Source organism: Lysobacter enzymogenes, assembly GCF_900106525.1.
Taxonomy (GTDB): Bacteria; Pseudomonadota; Gammaproteobacteria; order Xanthomonadales; family Xanthomonadaceae; genus Lysobacter; species Lysobacter enzymogenes.
On record NZ_FNOG01000009.1, the window covers coordinates 100877 to 120421 of the forward strand.

13 protein-coding genes are annotated in these 19545 nt (G+C 69.3%); 3 read left to right on the forward strand and 10 right to left on the reverse strand.

Annotated elements, in window-relative coordinates; genetic code table 11:
• Positions 1-99 precede the first annotated feature (99 nt).
• A complete protein-coding gene (locus BLU84_RS20770) occupies positions 100-2748 on the reverse strand; it encodes a hypothetical protein (protein WP_074871671.1) in 2649 nt (882 codons plus the stop codon).
• Between the two features lie 206 nt (positions 2749-2954).
• Between BLU84_RS20770 and BLU84_RS20775 the strand changes: the two genes are divergently transcribed.
• A complete protein-coding gene (locus BLU84_RS20775; RefSeq protein ID WP_074871672.1) occupies positions 2955-3425 on the forward strand; it encodes a type II toxin-antitoxin system RatA family toxin in 471 nt (156 codons plus the stop codon).
• A 98-nt stretch (positions 3426-3523) separates the two neighbouring features.
• On the opposite strand, the gene BLU84_RS20780 is transcribed toward BLU84_RS20775, so the two are convergent.
• From BLU84_RS20780 to BLU84_RS20790, 3 genes are all read right to left on the reverse strand, one after another.
• Entirely contained in the window at positions 3524-4390 is an 867-nt protein-coding gene (locus tag BLU84_RS20780; protein ID WP_211664589.1) for a DNA alkylation repair protein, read from the reverse strand.
• Between the two features lie 107 nt (positions 4391-4497).
• On the reverse strand, positions 4498-5463 hold the full coding sequence (locus tag BLU84_RS20785; RefSeq protein ID WP_074871673.1) for a TerC family protein: 966 nt from the start codon (positions 5461-5463) through the stop codon (positions 4498-4500).
• A 396-nt stretch (positions 5464-5859) separates the two neighbouring features.
• On the reverse strand, positions 5860-7299 hold the full coding sequence (locus BLU84_RS20790) for an alpha-L-fucosidase (protein WP_083382963.1): 1440 nt from the start codon (positions 7297-7299) through the stop codon (positions 5860-5862).
• A gap of 238 nt (positions 7300-7537) precedes the next feature.
• On the opposite strand from BLU84_RS20790, the gene BLU84_RS20795 reads away from it, so the two are divergent.
• Both BLU84_RS20795 and BLU84_RS20800 read left to right on the forward strand, forming a co-directional pair.
• The gene (locus tag BLU84_RS20795) at positions 7538-8989 is read left to right on the forward strand and encodes an alpha-L-fucosidase (protein ID WP_083382967.1); all 1452 of its coding nucleotides are present in this window, start codon (positions 7538-7540) and stop codon (positions 8987-8989) included.
• 250 nt (positions 8990-9239) lie between these two features.
• A complete protein-coding gene (locus tag BLU84_RS20800; protein WP_074871675.1) occupies positions 9240-9704 on the forward strand; it encodes a hypothetical protein in 465 nt (154 codons plus the stop codon).
• Positions 9705-9799: 95 nt separating this feature from the next.
• On the opposite strand, the gene BLU84_RS20805 is transcribed toward BLU84_RS20800, so the two are convergent.
• The 6 genes from BLU84_RS20805 to BLU84_RS20830 form a co-directional block, all read right to left on the reverse strand.
• Complete coding sequence (locus BLU84_RS20805; RefSeq protein ID WP_074871676.1) at positions 9800-11548, reverse strand: DNRLRE domain-containing protein; 1749 nt, start codon at positions 11546-11548, stop codon at positions 9800-9802.
• A 345-nt stretch (positions 11549-11893) separates the two neighbouring features.
• Positions 11894-12670: an FKBP-type peptidyl-prolyl cis-trans isomerase gene (locus BLU84_RS20810; protein WP_074871678.1), complete on the reverse strand. Its 777-nt coding sequence runs from the start codon at positions 12668-12670 to the stop codon at positions 11894-11896.
• 25 nt (positions 12671-12695) lie between these two features.
• Positions 12696-14294 (reverse strand): multicopper oxidase family protein, encoded by a 1599-nt coding sequence (locus BLU84_RS20815; protein ID WP_170849214.1) that lies wholly within the window; start codon positions 14292-14294, stop codon positions 12696-12698.
• A 189-nt stretch (positions 14295-14483) separates the two neighbouring features.
• Positions 14484-14972, reverse strand: coding sequence for a hypothetical protein (locus BLU84_RS20820; protein WP_074871680.1), 489 nt, complete (start codon positions 14970-14972; stop codon positions 14484-14486).
• A gap of 102 nt (positions 14973-15074) precedes the next feature.
• Entirely contained in the window at positions 15075-18242 is a 3168-nt protein-coding gene (locus tag BLU84_RS20825) for an efflux RND transporter permease subunit (RefSeq protein WP_074871682.1), read from the reverse strand.
• 107 nt (positions 18243-18349) lie between these two features.
• Positions 18350-19438, reverse strand: a complete 1089-nt coding sequence (locus tag BLU84_RS20830) for a hypothetical protein (RefSeq protein ID WP_211664590.1) — start codon at positions 19436-19438, stop codon at positions 18350-18352.
• Positions 19439-19545 lie beyond the last annotated feature (107 nt).

The following is a 19545-nucleotide window of genomic DNA, read 5'->3' on the forward strand; positions in this document are numbered from 1 at the left end:
AGATACGACGCGACCGGCTACCCCGCGGTCGCGGCTCGCGCCGCTCCTACAGGGAGCGACCGCGACCAGCGCGACGACCGGGCGCAAGCCTGCATCGCCTCAGCGATGCGCCATGCGCAACTGGTTGACCATCACCTGCAACTTGTCGCGCGGCATCGCGTTGATGAAGTCGATGGCCTCCTGCCCTTCCAACGGCTTGCCGGCGCCGATGCGGTTATCGCGCGCCGCCTCCATGATCAACGGCACCGTCGGCACCGCCAGGTAGTACTCGTCCTCGCCCTGGTCGCCGAGCACCGCCGCGGCATCGGCATCGAAACCGGCGTTCTGCAGGAACTTGATCGAGCCCTCGATCTTGCCCTGCTTGTCGCGGTAGTCGCCCAGCGAGGCCTGGCCGAATACCGACACGCCGATCATCACCGAACCGACCAGCGCGCCGACCGGGCCGGTCGACACCGCCATGATCACGGTGCCGGTGGCGCCGAGCCCGTACAAACCGGCCTCCACGCCCTTGAGCGGGCGGTCCGACAACAACGCGTCGACCAGCTTGGCCACATCGCCCACCGCCGACACCACGCCGAGCACCTTGTTGACGTTCTCGAAGCGCTTGAGCCCGTTCTCCAGCGCTTCCATCGCCGCCGGCGAATTGCGGTCGACCGCTTGCGCTGCGGGATTGGTCAGCAGATCGCGCGCGTCCTTGACCAGTCCGGCGGCGTCGCCGAACGCGGCGATCTGGTTGGCCCAGGTCGGATCGTCGATGGCGTCGGCGGTGGACTTGCCGAACGCCAGGCCGGCCGCGGCCACGCCGAGCGCGCGGAAGGTGATGCCGGCCGGCTCCTTCGCACCGAAGCCTTCGATGCCCTGCAGCTCGGTGTGGAAGCGGTTGAGCTGGCTCGCCATCGCCTGGGTGTCGCCAGCGGGCACGTCGAGCAGTTTCTCCAGCTCGCCGATCGCGCGCGCGTATTGCTCGGCGTCCTTGCCCAGCGCGCCGGCGTACTGACGGCTCAGCTCCTGCAAGCGGGTCTTGCCGTCGGCGATGCTGGCCGGATTGTCCGGATCGACATCGGCGAACACGCTCATCGCGTTCTGGTTGATCGCCTGGCTGGACAGGCGCTTGAGGTACTCGGCGCCTTCCTTCGACACCTTGGTGGTGTCGAACAGCGCCGCGGTCGAATCGGCATCGGCGCCGACCAGGAAGCGGTCGTCGCTGCCGGCGGCCAGGCCGAAGGCCTGCAAGGTGTCGTCGTCGTTGGCGATGGCCTTGATCTGGTCCATCAGCTGCGGGTTGCTCGCCTTCACCTCAGCCGGCAACGCGTTCAAGCTGCCGAGCGTCTGCTGCAACAAGCGGCCGTCGGCGGCGAGGCTCTTCTCCAGCGACTGATACTTGCTCAGCCAATCCGGATCGTCCTTGCCCTTGGCGGCGAGGTAATCGTTGACCGCCTTGTTCAACTGCTCCGGCGGCAGCCCTTCGGAGTACTTCAGCAGGCGCGCCAGCTCGCCCATCATCTGCTTGTAGTCGCCGAGGTTGCCTTCGATGCGCTGCTGCAACAGCTCGGCGCCGTGGCTCACGCCGCCGAGGAACGCGCCGGCGAGTTCGTTCTCGCCCTTGGCCTGCAGCTGTTTGGCCATGTCCAACGCGAGGCCGGGGCCGATGCCGTCGCGAATCGCGTTGGCGATGTTTTCCTGGAAGGGGATGCCCTGCCCGCGCCAATCGCTGGAGTGGCCAACATAAGACGCGGCGATATCGGAGCGCAGGCTCAGGCCCGCAGGCGAATCGCCGAGCGCTTCGGCGACCTTGGCCAGGTTGGCGTAGGAACTGCCGCCGAACTTCTCGCCGGCATACATCGGCTTGACCTCGGTGATGCGCATCACCGTGTCGATGTTCTGCGTCACCACCGCCTGGGCCAGCTCGGGCGGCAAGCCGTCGACCAGTTCGGCCAGACGCCTGGACGCTTCGTTGGCCGGCTCCCGCAGCGCCTTGGGATCGCCGCCGCCGTCCACGCCCTTGAACGGCTCGGCTACATACGGCTCGATCTTCTCGTTGATGAGCTTGCCCAGCTCGACGCTGGTCGACAGCCGCTCGCGCGCTTCGGGCGAAATCTTCGACCACTGGTCCTTGAGGATGTTGGCCACCGACTTCGGATCGCCGGCGTTGGCCACCATCACCGTGAACTCGACTTCGTGATCGATGCGGATGTCCTTGCTCACCGCCTCGATGCCGGCGCGCGCGGCCGGGTTGTCGGCGTAGCGGTCGGCGATGCTGCGGCCGTAGGCGTCGATGGCGTTGGTGTCGTACACCGCGCCGGTCGGACGCGCATCGAATTCGGCCTGATAGCGCGCCTGCATTTCCGCCTTCACCGCCGCCTTAAGCTCGGCGCGGGTCTGCTGGGTGGAGCCGGCCGCATCGGCCTGCACCGCCGTATCCACGCGCTGCGCTTCCGGCGATTTCGCCGGCGCGCCGGGCGCCTGTTCGGTATAGGCGACAGTCTGCACCTGCGGGTCGTCGTGTTCGGCCGGCGGCAATTCGATCTGCGTGTCCGGGTACAGCGCCTCCCAGTTCAGCACCTGCGGATTGGCGTCCTTGATGCGCTGCTCGTACTGCGCCTGCGGCACCGCGCCGCGGTACTGCGCGGCGATCTGCGGCAGCGTCTCGTCGCGGGCGATGGTGTGCACCGGCGGCACCGGCTTGGGCTGCGCGGCCAGTTGCTGGACGGTGCGCGAGACCGAATCGAGGAAGCTGAAGAGGGACATGGCGGGGGCCTCGGAATTCAACCTGCAGACCGTAGCACCGGGCTGTCAGCGACGATGCCTGGGGGCGGCCCCAGGTCGCTCGCGAAATCGCGGCGCAGCCGCTCCGCCGCGGTGCTTGCGGCCGCGCGCGGGCGGCGGGGCGCGAGGCAGGCCTGGCGAATCCGCAAGACAGGCATAATTCGCCATCGTCCTTCGTATGCACCCGCATGGCCTTGATCGAACGCCGCGCCGAGATCGCCGCACCGTTGGACTACGTCTACGCGGTCTCGCAGGACTACGCCCGGCGCTACGACTGGGATCCGTTCCCCGAGCGCATCGACGTGGTCGCCGGCGATCCGCAGCGCATCGCCATCGGCAGCGAGGTGCTGGTCCGCAACAAGCTGGGACTGAACATGCGCGTGCGCTTCGTCCAGTTGCGGCCGCCGACCCATGCGGCGATCGCGATGGTGAGCGGGCCGTGGTTCCTGCACAAGTTCGCCGGCTCGTGGATCTTCCAGGCGCTGGACGCGCAGCGCACGCAGGCGCGTTTCCGCTACAGCCTGACAACGCACCCGCGCTGGCTGCGCGGCTGCATCGAGCCCCTGGCCGCGGCTTACTTCGACCATGCGGTGCGCAGGCGGCTGCAGGGGTTGAAGGCGTATTGCGAGCGCATGCCGGCGGTCGTGGCCGATTCGTAGAGGCTCGGGATTTTCCACGCGGACACGCTTGCATCGCGGCCGGCGGTGTTGAGGTCGCGGCGGGCGCCGCCGTTAACAGCGGCTTCGGACGGACGCGTTCAGTCCTTTCGGGACAAGCGGCGCATCGTGGCGGCGCCGTTCAATTCGCGCAGCGCATCCTTGCCGTTCCAGCGCGGCGCAGCCTGTGCAGACGCGGCCAGTCGCGTCGCCGTCCGCAGCGCCGCCGCATGCAGCGCAGCGTTGCGCTTGCCGACCGAGCGCAACGCCCAGTTCACCGCCTTCTTGACGAAGTTGCGCTCGTCGAAGGCATAAGCCTCGACCAGTTCCAGGCCGCGCAGGAACTCGGCGTCGCCGGCCAGCTTGTCGTGCACGCTCTTGCTCGCCAGCAGCGCGAACGCGGCGCGGCGGACGAATTCGTCTTCGCGCTTGGCCCATTGCTCGATCTTGCGCCAGGCCAGCGGGCTGCGGTCGAACAGGGCGAAGCAGACGGTGTCGCACACCGCCCAGTTGTCGAAATCGCGCGCCCAGCGGTCCATCTGCGCAGCGGTGACCGCGGCCGGGTCGTCCACATAGGCGGCGAGCAGGCGCGCCTCGTACCAGCCGGTGTCCCACAAGGCTTCGGCCAACGCGTGATCGCGGCCCAGGCGCTTGGCCACGGCCTGGATCTTGGCCATCGGCACGCCGAAGGCGCGTTCGTTCGGGATCGCGAAGCGGGCCATGCCGTCGCGGTACTCGGCGCTGGCCGAGGCGCGCAGCGCGTCCAGCGCCTGCGCCAATCGTTGCGGCAGCGGCAGCGCGGCGAACGCGGCCTGCGCGGCTTTGCGTTCGCCGGCCGGCGACGATGGCTTGGGTGCAAGTTTCGCCGCGACTTTCTTCGCAGGCGATTTCTTCGCAGCGACCTTCTTCGTCGCTGCTTTCTTGCCTGCAGCGCGCGCGATCGCCTCGGTGGTGGCAGTTCGGGCCACGGCGGCCTCCGGTTCGGCGCGGCCGGCAACGAAAAGGCCGCGGCGCCAATGTATCCATCGGCGCCGCGGCCCGCTATCGCTTCAACTATCGATTCGACCGACCCGGATCAAGCTTTCGCGCCCGACTCCGGCTTGGGCGGCAGCATCAGGCTGGCCGCGATCGAGGTGCCGATGATCGCAGCCACGCCCAGCAGCGACACCAGGATCGGGATCTTGTACACGTCGATCAGCAGCATCTTCGCGCCGATGAACACCAGCACCGCAGCCAGGCCGTACGGCAGCAGATGGAAGCGGTCGGCCATGCCCTGCAGCAGGAAGAACATCGCGCGCAGGCCCAACACCGCGAACACGTTCGAGGTCAGCACGATGAACGGATCGGCGGTGATGGCGAAGATCGCCGGGATCGAGTCGACCGCGAAGATCACGTCGGTCACGCCGATCAGCGCGATCACCGCGAACAGCGGGGTGAACCAGCGCTTGCCGTCGCGCAGGATCGACAGCTTGCTGTCGTGGTAGTCGTCGGTCAGGCGCAGATGGCTGCGCATCCACTTGAGTACCGGGTTCTGCTCCAGGTCCGGACTCTTGCCCGCGGCCATCAGCATCTTGATGCCGGTGAAGACCAGGAACGCGCCGAACACGTACAAGATCCAGTGGAACTTGGCCAGCAACAGCGCGCCGGCGAAGATCAGGACCGAACGCAGCACGATCGCGCCGAGGATGCCGATCACCAGCACGCGCTGGCGCTGCTCTTCGGGCACGGCGAAGTAGGTGAACAGCATCAGGAACACGAAGATGTTGTCGACCGCGAGCGACTTCTCGACGAGGTAGCCGGTCAGGAACTCCAGGCCGATGCGGTTGCCGACTTCAGCGCCGGACTCGCGGCTCACGTACCACCACAGCGCCGCGTTGAACACGAACGCCAGGGCGATCCAGCCCACGCTCCACCACGCCGCTTCCTTGAACGTGACTTTGTGCGGCCCGCCGTGGCGCATCAGCACCAGATCGACGAGCAGCGCGACGACGACGAAGGCGGCGAACGCGCCCCACAGCATCGGACTGCCGATGGTTTCCATTTGACTCTCCCGCAAGACGATTGGAGGCGCGCAAGCGCCGGTTTCGAGGCCGCAGGCCGCGAAGCGTCGTCCGGAGGGAATTCGGGAGACATGCCTTCGCCGCTGCGGCGAAGGTCTTGCTCGTATCCGGCCGACCGTTCGGTGGTCCGGACACCTGTCGCACCGGGGCGGTGAGCCCGTAGTGACGGCAACGACAGCGGGAGCTACTCCCCTTCTGCGGCGAACGATAGCACGGTTGCCGCTGAACTGCCGTTCAGCTTGGGCCGGATCGCGACGTGGCGCCGGTTCCCTGTAGGAGCGGCGCGAGCCGCGACCGCGACACCGCGCCTACGACGCAACCGGTTACCTCGCGGTCGCGGCTCGCGCCGCTCCTACAGGGGGATCGCACGGGGGCGATCAGGTCGGGCGGCTGCGGTACACGGCTACCGTGGCGAGGCACGGCAAGTCGTAGGCATGCTCGATCGTCAGCCGCAGGCGCTGCGCGCGCACGGGCTCGAATCGCTCCAGGCGCTTGCAGCCGATGGTCGTGCCCCAGGCGATCGTCTGCCAGCCGCCGTCGCGCCACACCTCGAAGCGATGGTTGGCCACATGCTGGCCGTGGGCGATCGCTTCCTGCAAGCACAACAAATCGAACTCGACCGCCTCGCCCAGTTCGAACTCCAGCCACGCCTCGTGCGCGTCGGCCTGCCAGAACGAATCCGCGTCGCCGTCGAGCACGCGCGCGGGCGCGGCGCCGCCGCTGGCGCGCGCCTGCGCGCCGGCCAGGCGGTTGCCGCCGGCGAACAGCGCCTCGCGCTTGCGTGCGAACTCGGCCAGGCGGGCGACATCGGTGTCGTGGAAACGCCCCGCGCGCGTCGGCGGCACGTTGAGCAGCAGCTTGCTGTTGCGGCCGACCGAACTACAGTACAGATCGAGCAAGTTGTCGGCGCTGCGCACCTTGGCGTCCTCGGCCGCATGCCAGAACCAGCCGGGGCGGATCGACACGTCAGTTTCGCCCGGCCGCCACGCGCTGCCGTGCGGGTCGCCCTGCTGCAGCGCTTCGCCGACCCACGGCCGGTCGTAGCCGGGATACGGCACCCGCGCCGGGTCCACCGTCGCCCAGCAGGTGCTGCCGGCGACGCCGCGTTCGTTGCCGATCCAGCGCACGTCGGGGCCGGCATCGGAAAAGATCACCGCATCGGGCTGCAACGCGCGCACGGTGCGGTGGATGCGCGGCCAATCGTAGGCCTGGCGCCGCCCGTTCGGGCCTTCGCCGTTGGCGCCGTCGAACCACACCTCGACCACCGGGCCGTAGTTGCTCAGCAATTCGGTGAGCTGGGCGATGTAGAAATCGTCGTAGGCGCGGCCGCTGCCATAGCGCGGCTCGTGCCGGTCCCACGGCGACAGATAGAAACCCACGCCGAGGCCTTCGCCGCGGCAGGCCTCGACGAACTCGCGCACCACGTCGCCCTGGCCGTCGCGCCACGGGCTGCTGCGCACGCTGTGCGCGGTGGTCGCGGTCGGCCACAGGCAGAAGCCGTCGTGATGCTTGGCGGTGAGGATCAAACTGCGGAAGCCGCCGGCCTTGGCCGCGCGCGCCCATTGCCGCGCGTCGAGGTCGGTCGGCGCGAATAGGCGCGGGCTTTCGTCGCCTTCGCCCCACTCGCGGTCGGTGTAGGTGTTGACGGTGTAGTGGACGAACAGCGCGAGCTCTTCGCGTTGCCAGGCCAATTGCTGCGGCGTGGGCCGCGGGCGCGCGGCGGCCGGCGCGGTGGCGACGGCGGCGCTGGCCGCGGCCGGCGTGCCCAGGGCGAGCGCGGAAGCGGAACTGGCGAGCAGGAAGCGGCGACGGTCCATGGCGACAACGGCAGCGGCGACGTCCGCAGTCTAGTGGCGCACGCGCGGCGCGCAATGCTGCAGCGCGATTGCCGCGATTTGGATTTGTTTGGATTTTCCGCGCGTTTGCCAGCGCTCGCGCAATCCGAAAGCAAACGCGCGCGGCACGACGGCGAAACGAAAGCACGGGCGCGCGCACAGTTGACCGCCGCGCCCGCGGTCTGCTGGACTGCGGCGATCCGCTTCCAGGAGAACGCCGATGCCGTCGTTGCGCGCCGCACTCATCACCTGCCTGCTCGCGCTCGCAGGCGCCGCACACGCGGCCACACCGGCCACGCCAGCCGCCGCCGTACCCAAGCCCGTCGTCGCCGCGCCGACCGAATCGCAAGCCGCGTTCGACGCGCGCATGCAGTGGTGGCGCGAGGCGCGCTTCGGCCTGTTCGTGCATTGGGGCCTGTACTCCGGCGCGGCCGGGCGCTGGAACGGCGAGCCGGTCAAAGGCTCGGCCGAATGGATCCAGCGCAACGCGCACGTGCCCACCGGCGAGTACGCGCGGCAGATGCTGCCGCTGTTCAAGCCCAAGCCCGGCTTCGCCCGCGAGTGGGCGAAGCTGGCCAAGCAGGCCGGCGCCAAGTACCTGGTGTTCACCAGCAAGCACCACGAAGGCTTCGCCCTGCACGACAGCGCGGTCAGCGACTTCGACGCCAAGGACGCCACCGGCCGCGACCTGGTGCGCGAGATCGTCGAGGCCGCGCGCGCCGAAGGCCTCAAGGTCGGGCTCTACCACTCGGTAATCGACTGGCACCACCGGGCCTATCCGTACCGCGATTTCGCGCGACTCGAACACCCGCTGCCGCATCCGCTGGAAAAAACCGGCGACAAGGACGACCCCGGCTACGCCGAACGCGCGAACCTCAAGCAATACCAAGACTTCCTCCACGCCCAGGTGCGCGAGCTGATCGAGCATTACGGCCCCATCGACGTGCTGTGGTGGGACTACTCCAACCCCGGCGCCGAAGGCGAAACCTGGCGCGCGCAGGAACTGATGGCGACAGTGCGCAAGCAACAACCCGGCATCGTCATGAACAATCGCCTGTACCGCTCGCTGGGTTACGACGATCCGCAAGGCAGCCTGCAATGGTTCGACCGCGCCCACGGCGATTTCACCACGCCCGAGCAGGCGATCCCCGCGCGCGGCGTGGCCGGCGTGGACTGGGAAGCGTGCATGACCATGAACGGCACGTGGGGCTATAGCGCGCTGGATACGAACTGGAAATCCACGCGCGAGCTGGTGCGCGATCTGGTCGACACCGCGAGCAAGGGCGGCAACCTGCTGCTCAACATCGGCCCGATGGCCGACGGCAGCGTGCCGCAGGCCAGCGTCGAACGCTTGCGCGAGATCGGCGCGTGGCTGCGCCGCAACGGCGATTCGATCTACGCCACCAGCGCCAATCCGCTCGGCGATGTGGTCTGGGGCCGGATCACCCGCAAGCGCACGGCGCAGGGCGAGCGGCTGTACCTGCACGTGTTCGAACGCCCCGCCGGCGGCGAGTTGCGGATCGACGCGCCCGGCGCGTGGCGCGCGCGCCTGCTCGACGGCGGCGCCGCGCTGCGCGCGCGCCGCGACGGCGCGGCGCTGGCCATCGCATTGCCGCAGACGCTGGCCGATAGCATCGACACGGTGATCGAACTGGTGCCGGAAAAATCCTAAGCGCGACGGGGCCGATTCGTTCATCAAACTGATCGGCTCGCGTCACAAGCGGGTGCCGCAGCGCGTTATGCATCTGCCGCGGCAGGTCAGTTTGTCATCCCATGTCATGGCCGCAGCGCCGGGCATCACAGTTCAGACGGTACCGACCTCTAGAAATATCCGTTATTTTTCAATCTATTACGTGGTTTTTCATCACGCCGTCTTTACGTAATGCCCTCGTAAATAGCAAGGACGTCAGGGGGCGTCATCCATGAAAAACATCGAGGTCTTCAGCATTGCCACCGCGCGGATCTGCGCGGCGGCGCTCGAGCAGCATCCCGTCGTAGCGCGCTTCAACGCCGAGGAATCGGCGCGTCATCTGCCGGGCCTGGACCCGTCCAACCGCGAAGCCATGGCGCAGGCGGTGCTCGCCTGCGGCGCGACCTTCGAATGGTTGCTCGACGAGGGGTATGTGCGCAGTACGGCCTGCGTCAAAGAGTCGTTGAACGGCGTTCCGTTCGTGCATCTGGCGCTGCGTTACCGGCTTACCGAAAAAGGCCTGGCCATTCTCGGCGCGCACGCCAGCAGCGCCGACGAAAGCAAGACCATCGGCGATCGGCTGATCGCCGCGGTCAAGCTCGGCGGCGCCGAGCGCATCAAGGAATCGGTCAAGCTGATGATCGGCGCCGGCGCGGGCACCCACGCCGCGCGCCCGGCCTTGCAAGCCATGGCCTGACCGCCGCGTCCGCGGCAACGAAAACGCCGGCATTGCGCGGGCGTTTTCGTTTGTCTTCGGCGCACAAGCTCAAGCCGCCGAATCGAAACGCCGAATCAGGGCGTGTAGGTCAGGATCAGCTGCGGCGCATTGGCGCCTTCGCGCGAGGACCAATCCACGCCGTCGCTGGAGGTCGAAGACAGCACCACGCCGTCGTTGGCGACCGCGCCGGACGCCCAGTCCTTCACCAGCTGCAAGCCCGCGGCATTGAGCGCGATGGATTGCGCACCGGTGGCGCTGGGCACGACCGAGCCGATCTTGGTGCCCAGGCTCACGCCGCTGTAGCTCGCGTTGGCCTCGGTCCAGGCAGCGCCGGCGCGGTACAGGTCGTAGGTGCCGGTGGAGCGGTCGCTGACCTGCAGCTTGACCTGCGCGCCGGTGAGGGTCTTGCCCGCGGCGGACGACACATTCCACGCCATCAGGCCGCGCAACACCTGGCCGCCGTCGCTGCCGTCGGCGTAGAGCGTGGCGCCGTTGTCGCGGCTGCCGCCGGACTTCACCGTCACATCGCGCACGCTGTTGAGCGTCAGCGTCTGGGTCGGCGGGTTGCCGCTGCCCTTGTTGCAGGTGCCGGTGAAATGGTCGGTGTAGCTGCTGCCGGCGCGCGGCACGAAGTCGCCGGTGTAGCCGGTCGCGCTCAAGGTCAGCTTGAGCACGCCGAAGGTGCTGTCGTTGCTGGCTTCCAGCAGCGCGTGGCTGCCGCTGATGCCGTAGAAGGCGCGGCCGCCGGTGCCGACCAACACCTGGCGGATGCCGTCGCTGGCCGCGGCCTTGTCGGGATTCATCTTGCCGTAGCGCTGGTAGTTGTGGTCGTGGCCGACCAGCACCAGGTCGGCCTTGGCCGCGTAAAGCGCGTCCCAGAACGGCTTGACCTGGCTGTAGCCCGAGTAGCTGCCGCGGCTGAGCAGCGGATGATGGAAATAGGCCGCGGTGCAGGGCTTGGTGTTGGCGGCGAGGTCGGCCTTGAGCCAATCGATCTGGGCTTGCGCAACGGTGCCGCCGCTCATGGTGTTGAGGGAGACGAAGTGCCAGTCGCCGACGTCCCAGCTGTAGTAGCCCTTGCTGCGGTCGCCGGCCGGGCCGGTCTGGTTGCCGCTGCCGTTGAAGTAGTCGAAGTAGCCCTTGGCGCCGGTGGTGCTGTAGTCGTGGTTGCCCGGCGACGGGCTGGTCAGCGCCTTGAACCGGCCCCAGGTCGGCGCGTAGCGGCTGTTGTATTCGCTCAGCGTGCCGCTGTTGTAGGCGTTGTCGCCGGCGGTGAACACCGCGGTAGGGTTGATCGAGACGATCAGGTCCGAGGTGCCCTGGCAGGCGTTGCCGCTGGTGTCGCAGATGTCGCCGGCGCCGGCCACGACCACCGTGGCCTTGTCCAGCGCGACCGTGCTGTAGTCGTAGCGGTCGAGCTGGAAGGCGCTGTCGGGCTGGCTGAAATACGGCTGGATGTCGACGCACTCGCCGCGCAGCGCGCGGGTGGTGAAGCTGCGCTGGTTCCAGTGCTGGCCTTCGAACACGAGCTTGTCGCCGCCGCTGCTGGTCAGCACCAGCGAGTCGTAGCCGGCCAGCTTGAGCTGCTTGAAGCCCACGCGTAGCCACTTGGCCCCGGCTTCGCACACGCGATCCGCGGCGCCGGCCTTGGCCAGCGGCGTGCCGCGCAACGCGGAGGCGGCGCTGACCGGCTTGCTGTGGGTGGTGTCCTCCGACAGCTGCAGGATGCGCTGGGCGGCGTGCGCGGGCGCGAGCGCGGCGGCGCCGAGCAGGGCGGCGGCGAGGGCGGCGCAGATCGGCGTGCGCGAGGGCGAGAGGTTCACTGGCTGTCTCCGGCGGGAGTGGCTGGTAGCGGGGCGGATGAAGGCGGGCATCGCGGCCGGGCAAGGCCGCGATGGCTGCGGAGTTTGGCCGGAAAACTGCTACACGATTGCGACGCAATGCGCGGCTGTTGCGCCGTCAGCGCGGCGTCCGTCACAAGTTCCGACTTGTCTTCGCCGCAGCGCTCGCATCACCGCCGCAGACGGGCGCGCCCACGCGCGAGGCGCACAAGCGGGCGCGGCCTGCGGCCTCACGTTTCGTGTGTAAAGAACGCATGCTTATCGATATCAAACGCGAATCGGCGCGAACGCGCCGCCCCGGCGTGGCTCGTCCGAATCCGCGAGCGCTCACTCGTCGTGCGTCGGCGCGCCCTGCCCCGCGATCTCCAGCAGTTCCACCTCGAACGACAGCACCGAGTTCGGCTCGATCTGCCCGGCCAGGCCGCGATCCCCGTAAGCCAGTTTCGCCGGCATCCAGAACCGGTACTTCGCGCCGGGCGCCATCAGCTGCACGCCTTCGGTCCAGCCCGGCATCACCTGGGCCAGCACGAATTCGGCCGGGTGGTCGGTGTCGTAGGTGCTCTCGAACTTGCTGCCGTCGAGCAAGCTGCCGACGTAATTCACCCGCACCGTGTCGCCGGCGCTCGGGTGCGCGCCCTTGCCTTCGCGCAGCACCAGGTATTGCAGGCCCGATGCGGTGGTCTTCACGCCCTGCGCTTTCGCGTTCTTGGCCAGGAACGCCTCGCCCGCGGCGAGGTTGCGCGCGGCCACGGCCTTGACCTCGTCGTCGTGTTTGGCGCGCAGATGCGCGCTGAAGCCGTCGCGGATGCGCTTGGTTTCGTTGTCGTCGAACAGCGACGGCCGGCCGGCCTGGGCGTCGCGGATCGCGCGCAGCACCAGTTCGGTGTCGAGTTCGGCGCGGATCGGCTCGACGCTGCGGGCGAAGTCGCGGCCGACCACGTAGCTGATCTTCGCCTTCTCGTCGGCGACATCGGCCGCTTTGAGCGGCGCCGGCGCAGACGCCGACGCGGCGCCCGGTTTCGACCCGCCGCTGGGCGCGCAAGCGACCAGGGCGGCGGCGAGCGCCAGCGACAACGCGGACAGGACGAGCAAGGAACGCGGCATGGAAAACTCCGGGAAGACGAAGAAGTCAGTCGGCGACGGCGAAGGTCAGCATCATCCCCATGTCCTCGTGTTCGAGGTTGTGACAATGCAGCATGTAGCGCTGGGCGCCGGCGAAGGGCTGGGAGAAATCGATGGCCAGGCGCACGATCTCGCCGGGCCACACCACCACGGTGTCGTTCCAGCCCAGGTCTTGCGCGGTCAGCCCGTTCGGCGCGACCTGGCGGCCGCGCACGTCCGGCGGGCTGATCGCGCGCGAGACCACGCGGAACTGGAAACCGTGCAGATGCATCGGGTGCGGCATGCTGGTCATGCTGTTGCGGATTTCCCAGACCTCGCGCGCGCCGCGCTTCACCGTAAACGCCGGATCGTGGCCGCTGAGGTGGAAGTTCCAGTCGTTGATGAACCAGCGGCCTTGTTCGTCCATGCGCAGGCGCAGCGCGCGCACCGGCCAGTCGGCGGTGTCCGGCGGCGGCGGCAGCTTGGCCATCGCATCGAGCGGCGGCAACTGCGCGGGCGGGCGCTCGGTGACGCACTCGATCACCCGCAGCTCCATCAGGTCCAGCGCCTCGCCCATCGCCACCGCGCCGGACTCGTCTTCGTTCTCCATCGCCACATAGTCCAGGCTGCGCAGCACCGCCTTGGCGCCGGGCGCGAGCGCGCCGAAATCGACCAGCACGTCGACGCGCTGGGCCGGCGCCAGGAACAGGTCGTCGACCGGCCAGGCGCGCTCGAGCAGGCCGCCGTCGCTGCCGATCAGCAGCATCGGCAGCGGCTTGTCCTCGTGCAGGAAGCACGGGCGCAGCAGGCGCGCGTTGCAGACGTTGGCCAGTCGGAAGCGATACCAGGCCGGGATCACGTCGAGGTAGGGCTCCGGCGTCCAATTGACCAGCACGCGGTTGCCGATCCAGTCGTCGGCGCCGTCCTTGTAGACGATGGCGTTGCCCGCGTCGATTTGTTTGTCGGCGATCATCAGCGGCAAGTCGCGCTCGCCCCAGCGCAGGCCCAGGCGTTGGCGCAGGGCCAGTTCTTCTTCGTCCTCGACCAGCAGCAGCCCGGCCAGCCCGCGCTGCAGTTGCGCGCCGGTGCGGCCGTGCGGATGGGCGTGATACCAGTACAGGCCGGCGCGGTTGTCGACTTTCAGCCGATAGCGGCGCTGGCCGCCGCCGGCGACCGGATGCAGGCCGCTGCCGTCGTTGGCCTCGTCCACGTGCAGGCCGTGCCAGTGCACGGTGGTGTCTTCGCCCAGGCGGTTGTGCAGGCCGACGTCGATGGCGTCCCCGCGGCGCGCGCGCAGCAGCGGGTTGAGCGCTTCGCCGCCGGGCACGCGCGCGGCATAGGCCCACAGTTGGGTCGGCGGGCCGGGGAACAACGCCGCGCCGGCGGTCTGCGCCGACAGTTCCAGCGGCCGGCGCAGATCGATCTCGGCCATCAGGCCTTCGCTGCCGGGGATGCGCAGCGGCTGCACGAAGCGCGCGTCCGGCGGCAGCGATTGCAGATCCGGCAGCGATCCCATGCGGTGGCCGTGGCCGCCGGTGTAGCGCCACATCGCGATCGGCCCGGCGACCACGGCGGCGCCGCCTAGGGTGAGCCCGACGAGGAAGCGGCGGCGTTGCGGATCGGTCATCGGCGGCGGACGGCGGCGGGTAGGAGTCGGTGCCGCCCGCAGCCGCGGGCGACCCGCCATGATGTTCGCGGCCGATGGCAATTGCTTTGCGCGGCGCCGGAAATTTGTGCGATGCCGATCATGGTTCGGCGATGCCGTCGCCGCGGCGTGCGCAGCCGATGCACGCGCCGTGCAGGCGGCGCGCGCGGATCAGATCGAATCGTCGAGCGCGGCCTGCCACACCCGGTCGCCGGTCTCGTGCTCTTCCACGCCGGCGAAGAAGTCCTCGCCCAGGCGCGCGTAGTCGGGTTCGCCCTCGCCGCGCCAGTCGAGGAACTTGGGCCGGTGCACGGCGAAGCCGAGCGGATGGGCGGCGTTGCGGTAGGGCACCGCCAGGGTCAGCGCGATGTCGCCGGCGAAATCGCGCACGCTCAGGATCAGCGAGTCGGTGCGGCCCGACGGCAGGGTCAGCAGGCCGTCGTGGACCAGCACCGCGTGGCGCGCCTGGTCCGGGTTGGCCGACAGGCGCGCGCGCGCTTCGGCCACCGCGTCTTCCACGCGTTCGCTGGCGTAGCGGACCATCTTGCGTTCGCCGGCGGCGTCCTCGAAGGCGTAGATCGGAATCAGATCCTCGCCGTCGGCCACGCACCACACGCCGTGGGCGGCGAAGAAGCCGGCCAGTCGGATTGCTTGCTGCACTTGTGTCCCCTCGGTGCGGCGCCCCTGCGGCGTCCAATGTACACGTAGCAACGGACGATGCGGACGCCCGCCCTACCCCGGGCGGGGCCCGCAGCGCGCGGCTCACGCAGGCATCGGCGCCGGCGCCGCGGCCGGCGCCCGCGGCGAGCGCCGCGACGCCCAGCGGCGCAGCGCCACATAGAACACCGGGGTCAGGAACAGGCCGAACAAGGTGACCCCGAGCATGCCCGCGAACACGGTCACCCCGGTCGCCGCGCGCACCTCGCTGCCGGCGCCCTGGCCGAGCAGCAGCGGCACGGTGCCGGCGATGAACGCCACCGAGGTCATCACGATCGGGCGCAGGCGCAGGCGGCAGGCTTCCAGCGCCGCCTCGACGATGCCGCGGCCCTGCAATTCCAGCTCGCGGGCGAACTCGACGATCAGGATCGCGTTCTTGCACGCCAGCCCCATCAGCACCACCAGGCCGACCTGCACGAACACGTTGTTGTCGCCGCCGTCGAGCCACACCCCGACCAGCGCCGACAGCAGCGTCGCCGGCACGATCAGGATCACCGCCAGCGGCAGGGTCCAGCTTTCGTACAGCGCGGCCAGCACCAGGAACACCAGCAAGATCGCCAGCGGGAACACGATCAGCGCCGCGCGGGTCTGGGTCGCCTGCTGATAGCTCAGGTCGGTCCATTCGATGCGCATGCCGCGCGGCAGCGTCGACTCGGCCAACTCGGCCAGACGGCGCATCGCCTGCCCCGACGACAGCCGGCGCGGATCGGCTTCGCCGGCCAGATCGAAGGCCGGGTAACCGTTGTAGCGGATCACCGGATCGGGCCCGTAGGTCGCGCGCAGGCTCACCAGCGAGGCCAGCGGCACCATCTCGCCGCGCTGGTTGCGCACTTGCAGGCGGCCGACGTCTTCGACGCTGTCGCGGTGGCTGCCGTCGGCCTGCGCGATCACCTGCCAAGTGCGGCCGAACTGGTTGAAGTCGTTGACGTAGGCCGAGCCCAGATAGGTCTGCAAGGTGTCGAACACCTCGCTCAGCGCCACGCCCTGGGCCTTGGCCTTGGTGCGGTCGACCTGCGCGTCCAGTTGCGGCACGTTGGCCTGGTAGGTGCTGATCGGATAGCCGAGCCCGGGCACCTGCGAAATCGCCGCGGTGTAGTCGTTGAGCGCGCCCTGCAGCGCGCCGTAACCCTGGCCGTCGCGATCCTGCACGTACAGCGCGTAACCCGAACCGGTGCCCAGACCGAGGATCGGCGGCGGCATGAACGAGAACGCCAGTCCGTCCTGCAAGCCGGCGAACTTTTCGTTGAGCTCGGCGTTGATCGCCTCGGCGCTGCGTTCGCGCGCGGCGAAGGATTCGAGTTCGAAAAACAGCGTGCCGGTGTTGGGCGTGTTGGTGAACTGCAGCGGGTTGAGTCCCGGATAGGCTTCGGCCGCGTGCACGCCGGGCGTGGCCATCGCGATCGCACTCATCTTGCGGATCGCCGCGTCGGTGCGCGCCACCGAAGCGCCCTCGGGCAGCTTGATGCCGCCGATCAGGTAGAGCTTGTCCTGGGTCGGGATGAAGCCGCCGGGCACCGCCTGGAACATCGCCCCGGTCGCCAGCAACAGCGCCAGATACACCGCCGCCACCGCGCCGCGGCGGCCGAGCAGGCGCGCCACCGCCGCCTGGTAACGCTGCGCGCCGGCGCCGAAGGCGCGGTTGAACGGCGCGAACAGCCAGCCGAACAGGCGGTCGATCAGCCGCGTCGGCGCGTCCTTGGCTGCGGCGTGCGGCTTGAGCAGCAGCGCGGCCAGGGCCGGCGACAAGGTCAGCGAATTGATCGCCGAGATCACCGTGGAAATGGCGATGGTCGCGGCGAACTGGCGATAGAACTGGCCGGTGACGCCGGACAGGAACGCCATCGGCACGAACACCGCGCACAGCACCAGGGCGATGGCGACGATCGGGCCGGACACTTCCTTCATCGCCCGATGCGCGGCGTCCAGCGGGCTCAAGCCGCGCTCGATGTTGCGCTCGACGTTCTCCACCACCACGATCGCGTCGTCGACGACGATGCCGATCGCCAGCACCAGCCCGAACAGGCTCAGCGTGTTGATCGAGAAACCCAGCACGTACAGCGCCGCGAACGTGCCGACCACCGACACCGGCACCGCCAGCAGCGGGATGATCGAGGCGCGCCAGGTCTGCAGGAACAAAATCACCACCAGCACCACCAGCAGCACCGCTTCGGCCAGGGTCGTGGCCACCGCCTTGATCGAGTCGCGCACGAACACGGTCGGGTCGTAGACGATGCGGTGCTGCAGGCCCGGCGGGAAGCGTTCGGCCAGCTCGGCCATGCGCGCGCGCACTGCGTCCGACAGGGCGATGGAGTTGGCGCCGGGCGCCTCGAACACGCCGATGGCGACCGCGTCGAGGTTGTCGAGCTGCGCGCGCATCGTGTAGTCGCCGGCGTCGAGTTCGACCCGGGCCACATCCGCCAGGCGCACGATCTCGCCGTCGTCGCCGGCCTTGACCACGATGCGTTCGAATTCGGCCTCGCTCTGCAGCCGGCCCTGGCTGTTGATCGGAATCAGGTAATCGCTGCCGCCGGGCATCGGCTCGGCGCCGAGCTGGCCGGCGGAAACCTGCACGTTCTGCTCGCGGATCGCCCGCACCACATCGCCTGCGGTCAAACCGCGCGCGGCGATCCGGCCCGGATCGAGCCACACCCGCATGGCGTAGTCGCCGCTGCCGAACATCTGGGTCTGGCCGACGCCGGGCAGCCGCGCCAGTTCGTCGCGGAGCTTGAGCGTGGCGTAGTTGCGCAGGTACAGCGAGTCGTAGCGGCCGTCGGGCGAGACCAGATGCACCAGCATGGTCAGCGTCGGCGATTGCTTCTGCGTGGTCACGCCCTGGCGGCGCACGTCTTCGGGCAATCGCGCCAGGGCCTGGCTCACCCGGTTCTGCACCTGCACCTGGGCCTGGTCGGGATCGGTGCCGGGCTTGAAGGTGACGGTGAGCACCAGCACGCCGTCGGTGCCGGCGACCGACTTCAGGTACATCATGTCCTGCACGCCGTTGACCGCTTCTTCCAGCGGCGTGGCCACGGTCTGGGCGATGGCCTGCGGATTGGCGCCGGGATAGACCGCGCGCACCACCACCGTCGGCGGCACCACGTCGGGGTACTCGCTGACCGGCAGGTTCGGCAGCGCGATCAGGCCGGCGGCGAAGATCAGGATCGACAGCACCGCGGCGAAGATCGGGCGGTCGATGAAATAACGGGACACGTCCATGGCGGCCTCCCGGGCTGCGCGGACAAAACGAGGGGGCGGCCGGCGCTGCGGCGCCGGCCGGATTCGAATAGGGATTGGCGAAGCGCGCGCCGCGAGGGCGCGCGCGCTCAGGCGGCCGCGGCGTCTTCGACGGCGAGGCTGCGCACCTGGGTGCCGGCCTCGCGCATGCGGCGCAGGAAGTAGGCCGGGTCGATCAGCAGGTCCGGCGTGTACAGCCCCGGCGCGGGTGCGGCGGCACCGTCCAGGCCGAGCAGACGCTCCACGCCCAGGGCGATACCGAGCGCGGTCAGCGGCGCCTGGCCTTGCGGATGCACCAGTTCGTGGCGCTGACGCAGCGGCCGGCCGTCGGCGTCTTCGCCTTCCAGCTCCAGCACGATCTCGGTGGAGAACGCCTCGCCGCGGCGGCGGCTGGCGCTTTCGCCCAATGCCATGTCGAGCCGGATCGAATGCGCGTCGGTGGCCGCGGCCAGACTCACCACGTCCATCGGCGAGTAGGCCGAGGCCGGCACCGGCGTGCCGTCGACGCTGGTGCCGACGCTGGCGGCGTCTTCGCCGCGCACCCAGCGCCACTGGCCGCGGTCGAGGATCTGCGCCGCGGCGGCCGTGGTCAGGCGCTCGTAGTCGGCGGCCGCGGCCGGGCCGCCCATGTCGTGCTCGTCGAGCAGGGCGAAGATGCCGATGCGCTCGACCTTGCTCAGCGCGGCGGCGAAATGCAGCGCCGGCAAGGTCGCCGCGCCGGCCAGCCAGTGGCTGGCCAGCAGCATCGGCGAGCGGCCGGGATGGCGCAGGTGCCAGCTCACTTCCGGCGCGATCTCGAACGAGCCGCTGGAGGTGCTGATGTACGGCAGGCGGTGATGCAGCGCGTACTTGAGCGTGTTCAAGCGCTCGTCCTTGACGAACACCACCACCGCGCTGAAGCGCGCATCGGCCGGCAGGCCGAGGTCGGCGCGGTGCAGATCGACCACCACCGCTTCGGCGTCGCCCAGGCCGGCGGCGACGGCTTCGGCGCGGCCGCGGTCGCGCCCGGCGATGGCCAGCTTGAGGCCGGGGTGCAGGCGGCGCAGCGCCTGCGCGCCCTGCGCGCCGACCACGCCGGAGCCGCCGACGATGAGCACCGGCGCGTGGCCGGCCGCCGGCACCGAACCGGCAGAAAAGGTTTGCGAAGCGGATTGAGCAGAAGAAACCTGGGCGTTCATGATCTCGGACCGGGTGGGCACCGCGCCCGCGCCGCGCCCCGATGGCGCCGGCACAAGCTACGATTGGTAAGTTACCAATAGTAAGATACAATCCTGGCCACGCTGTC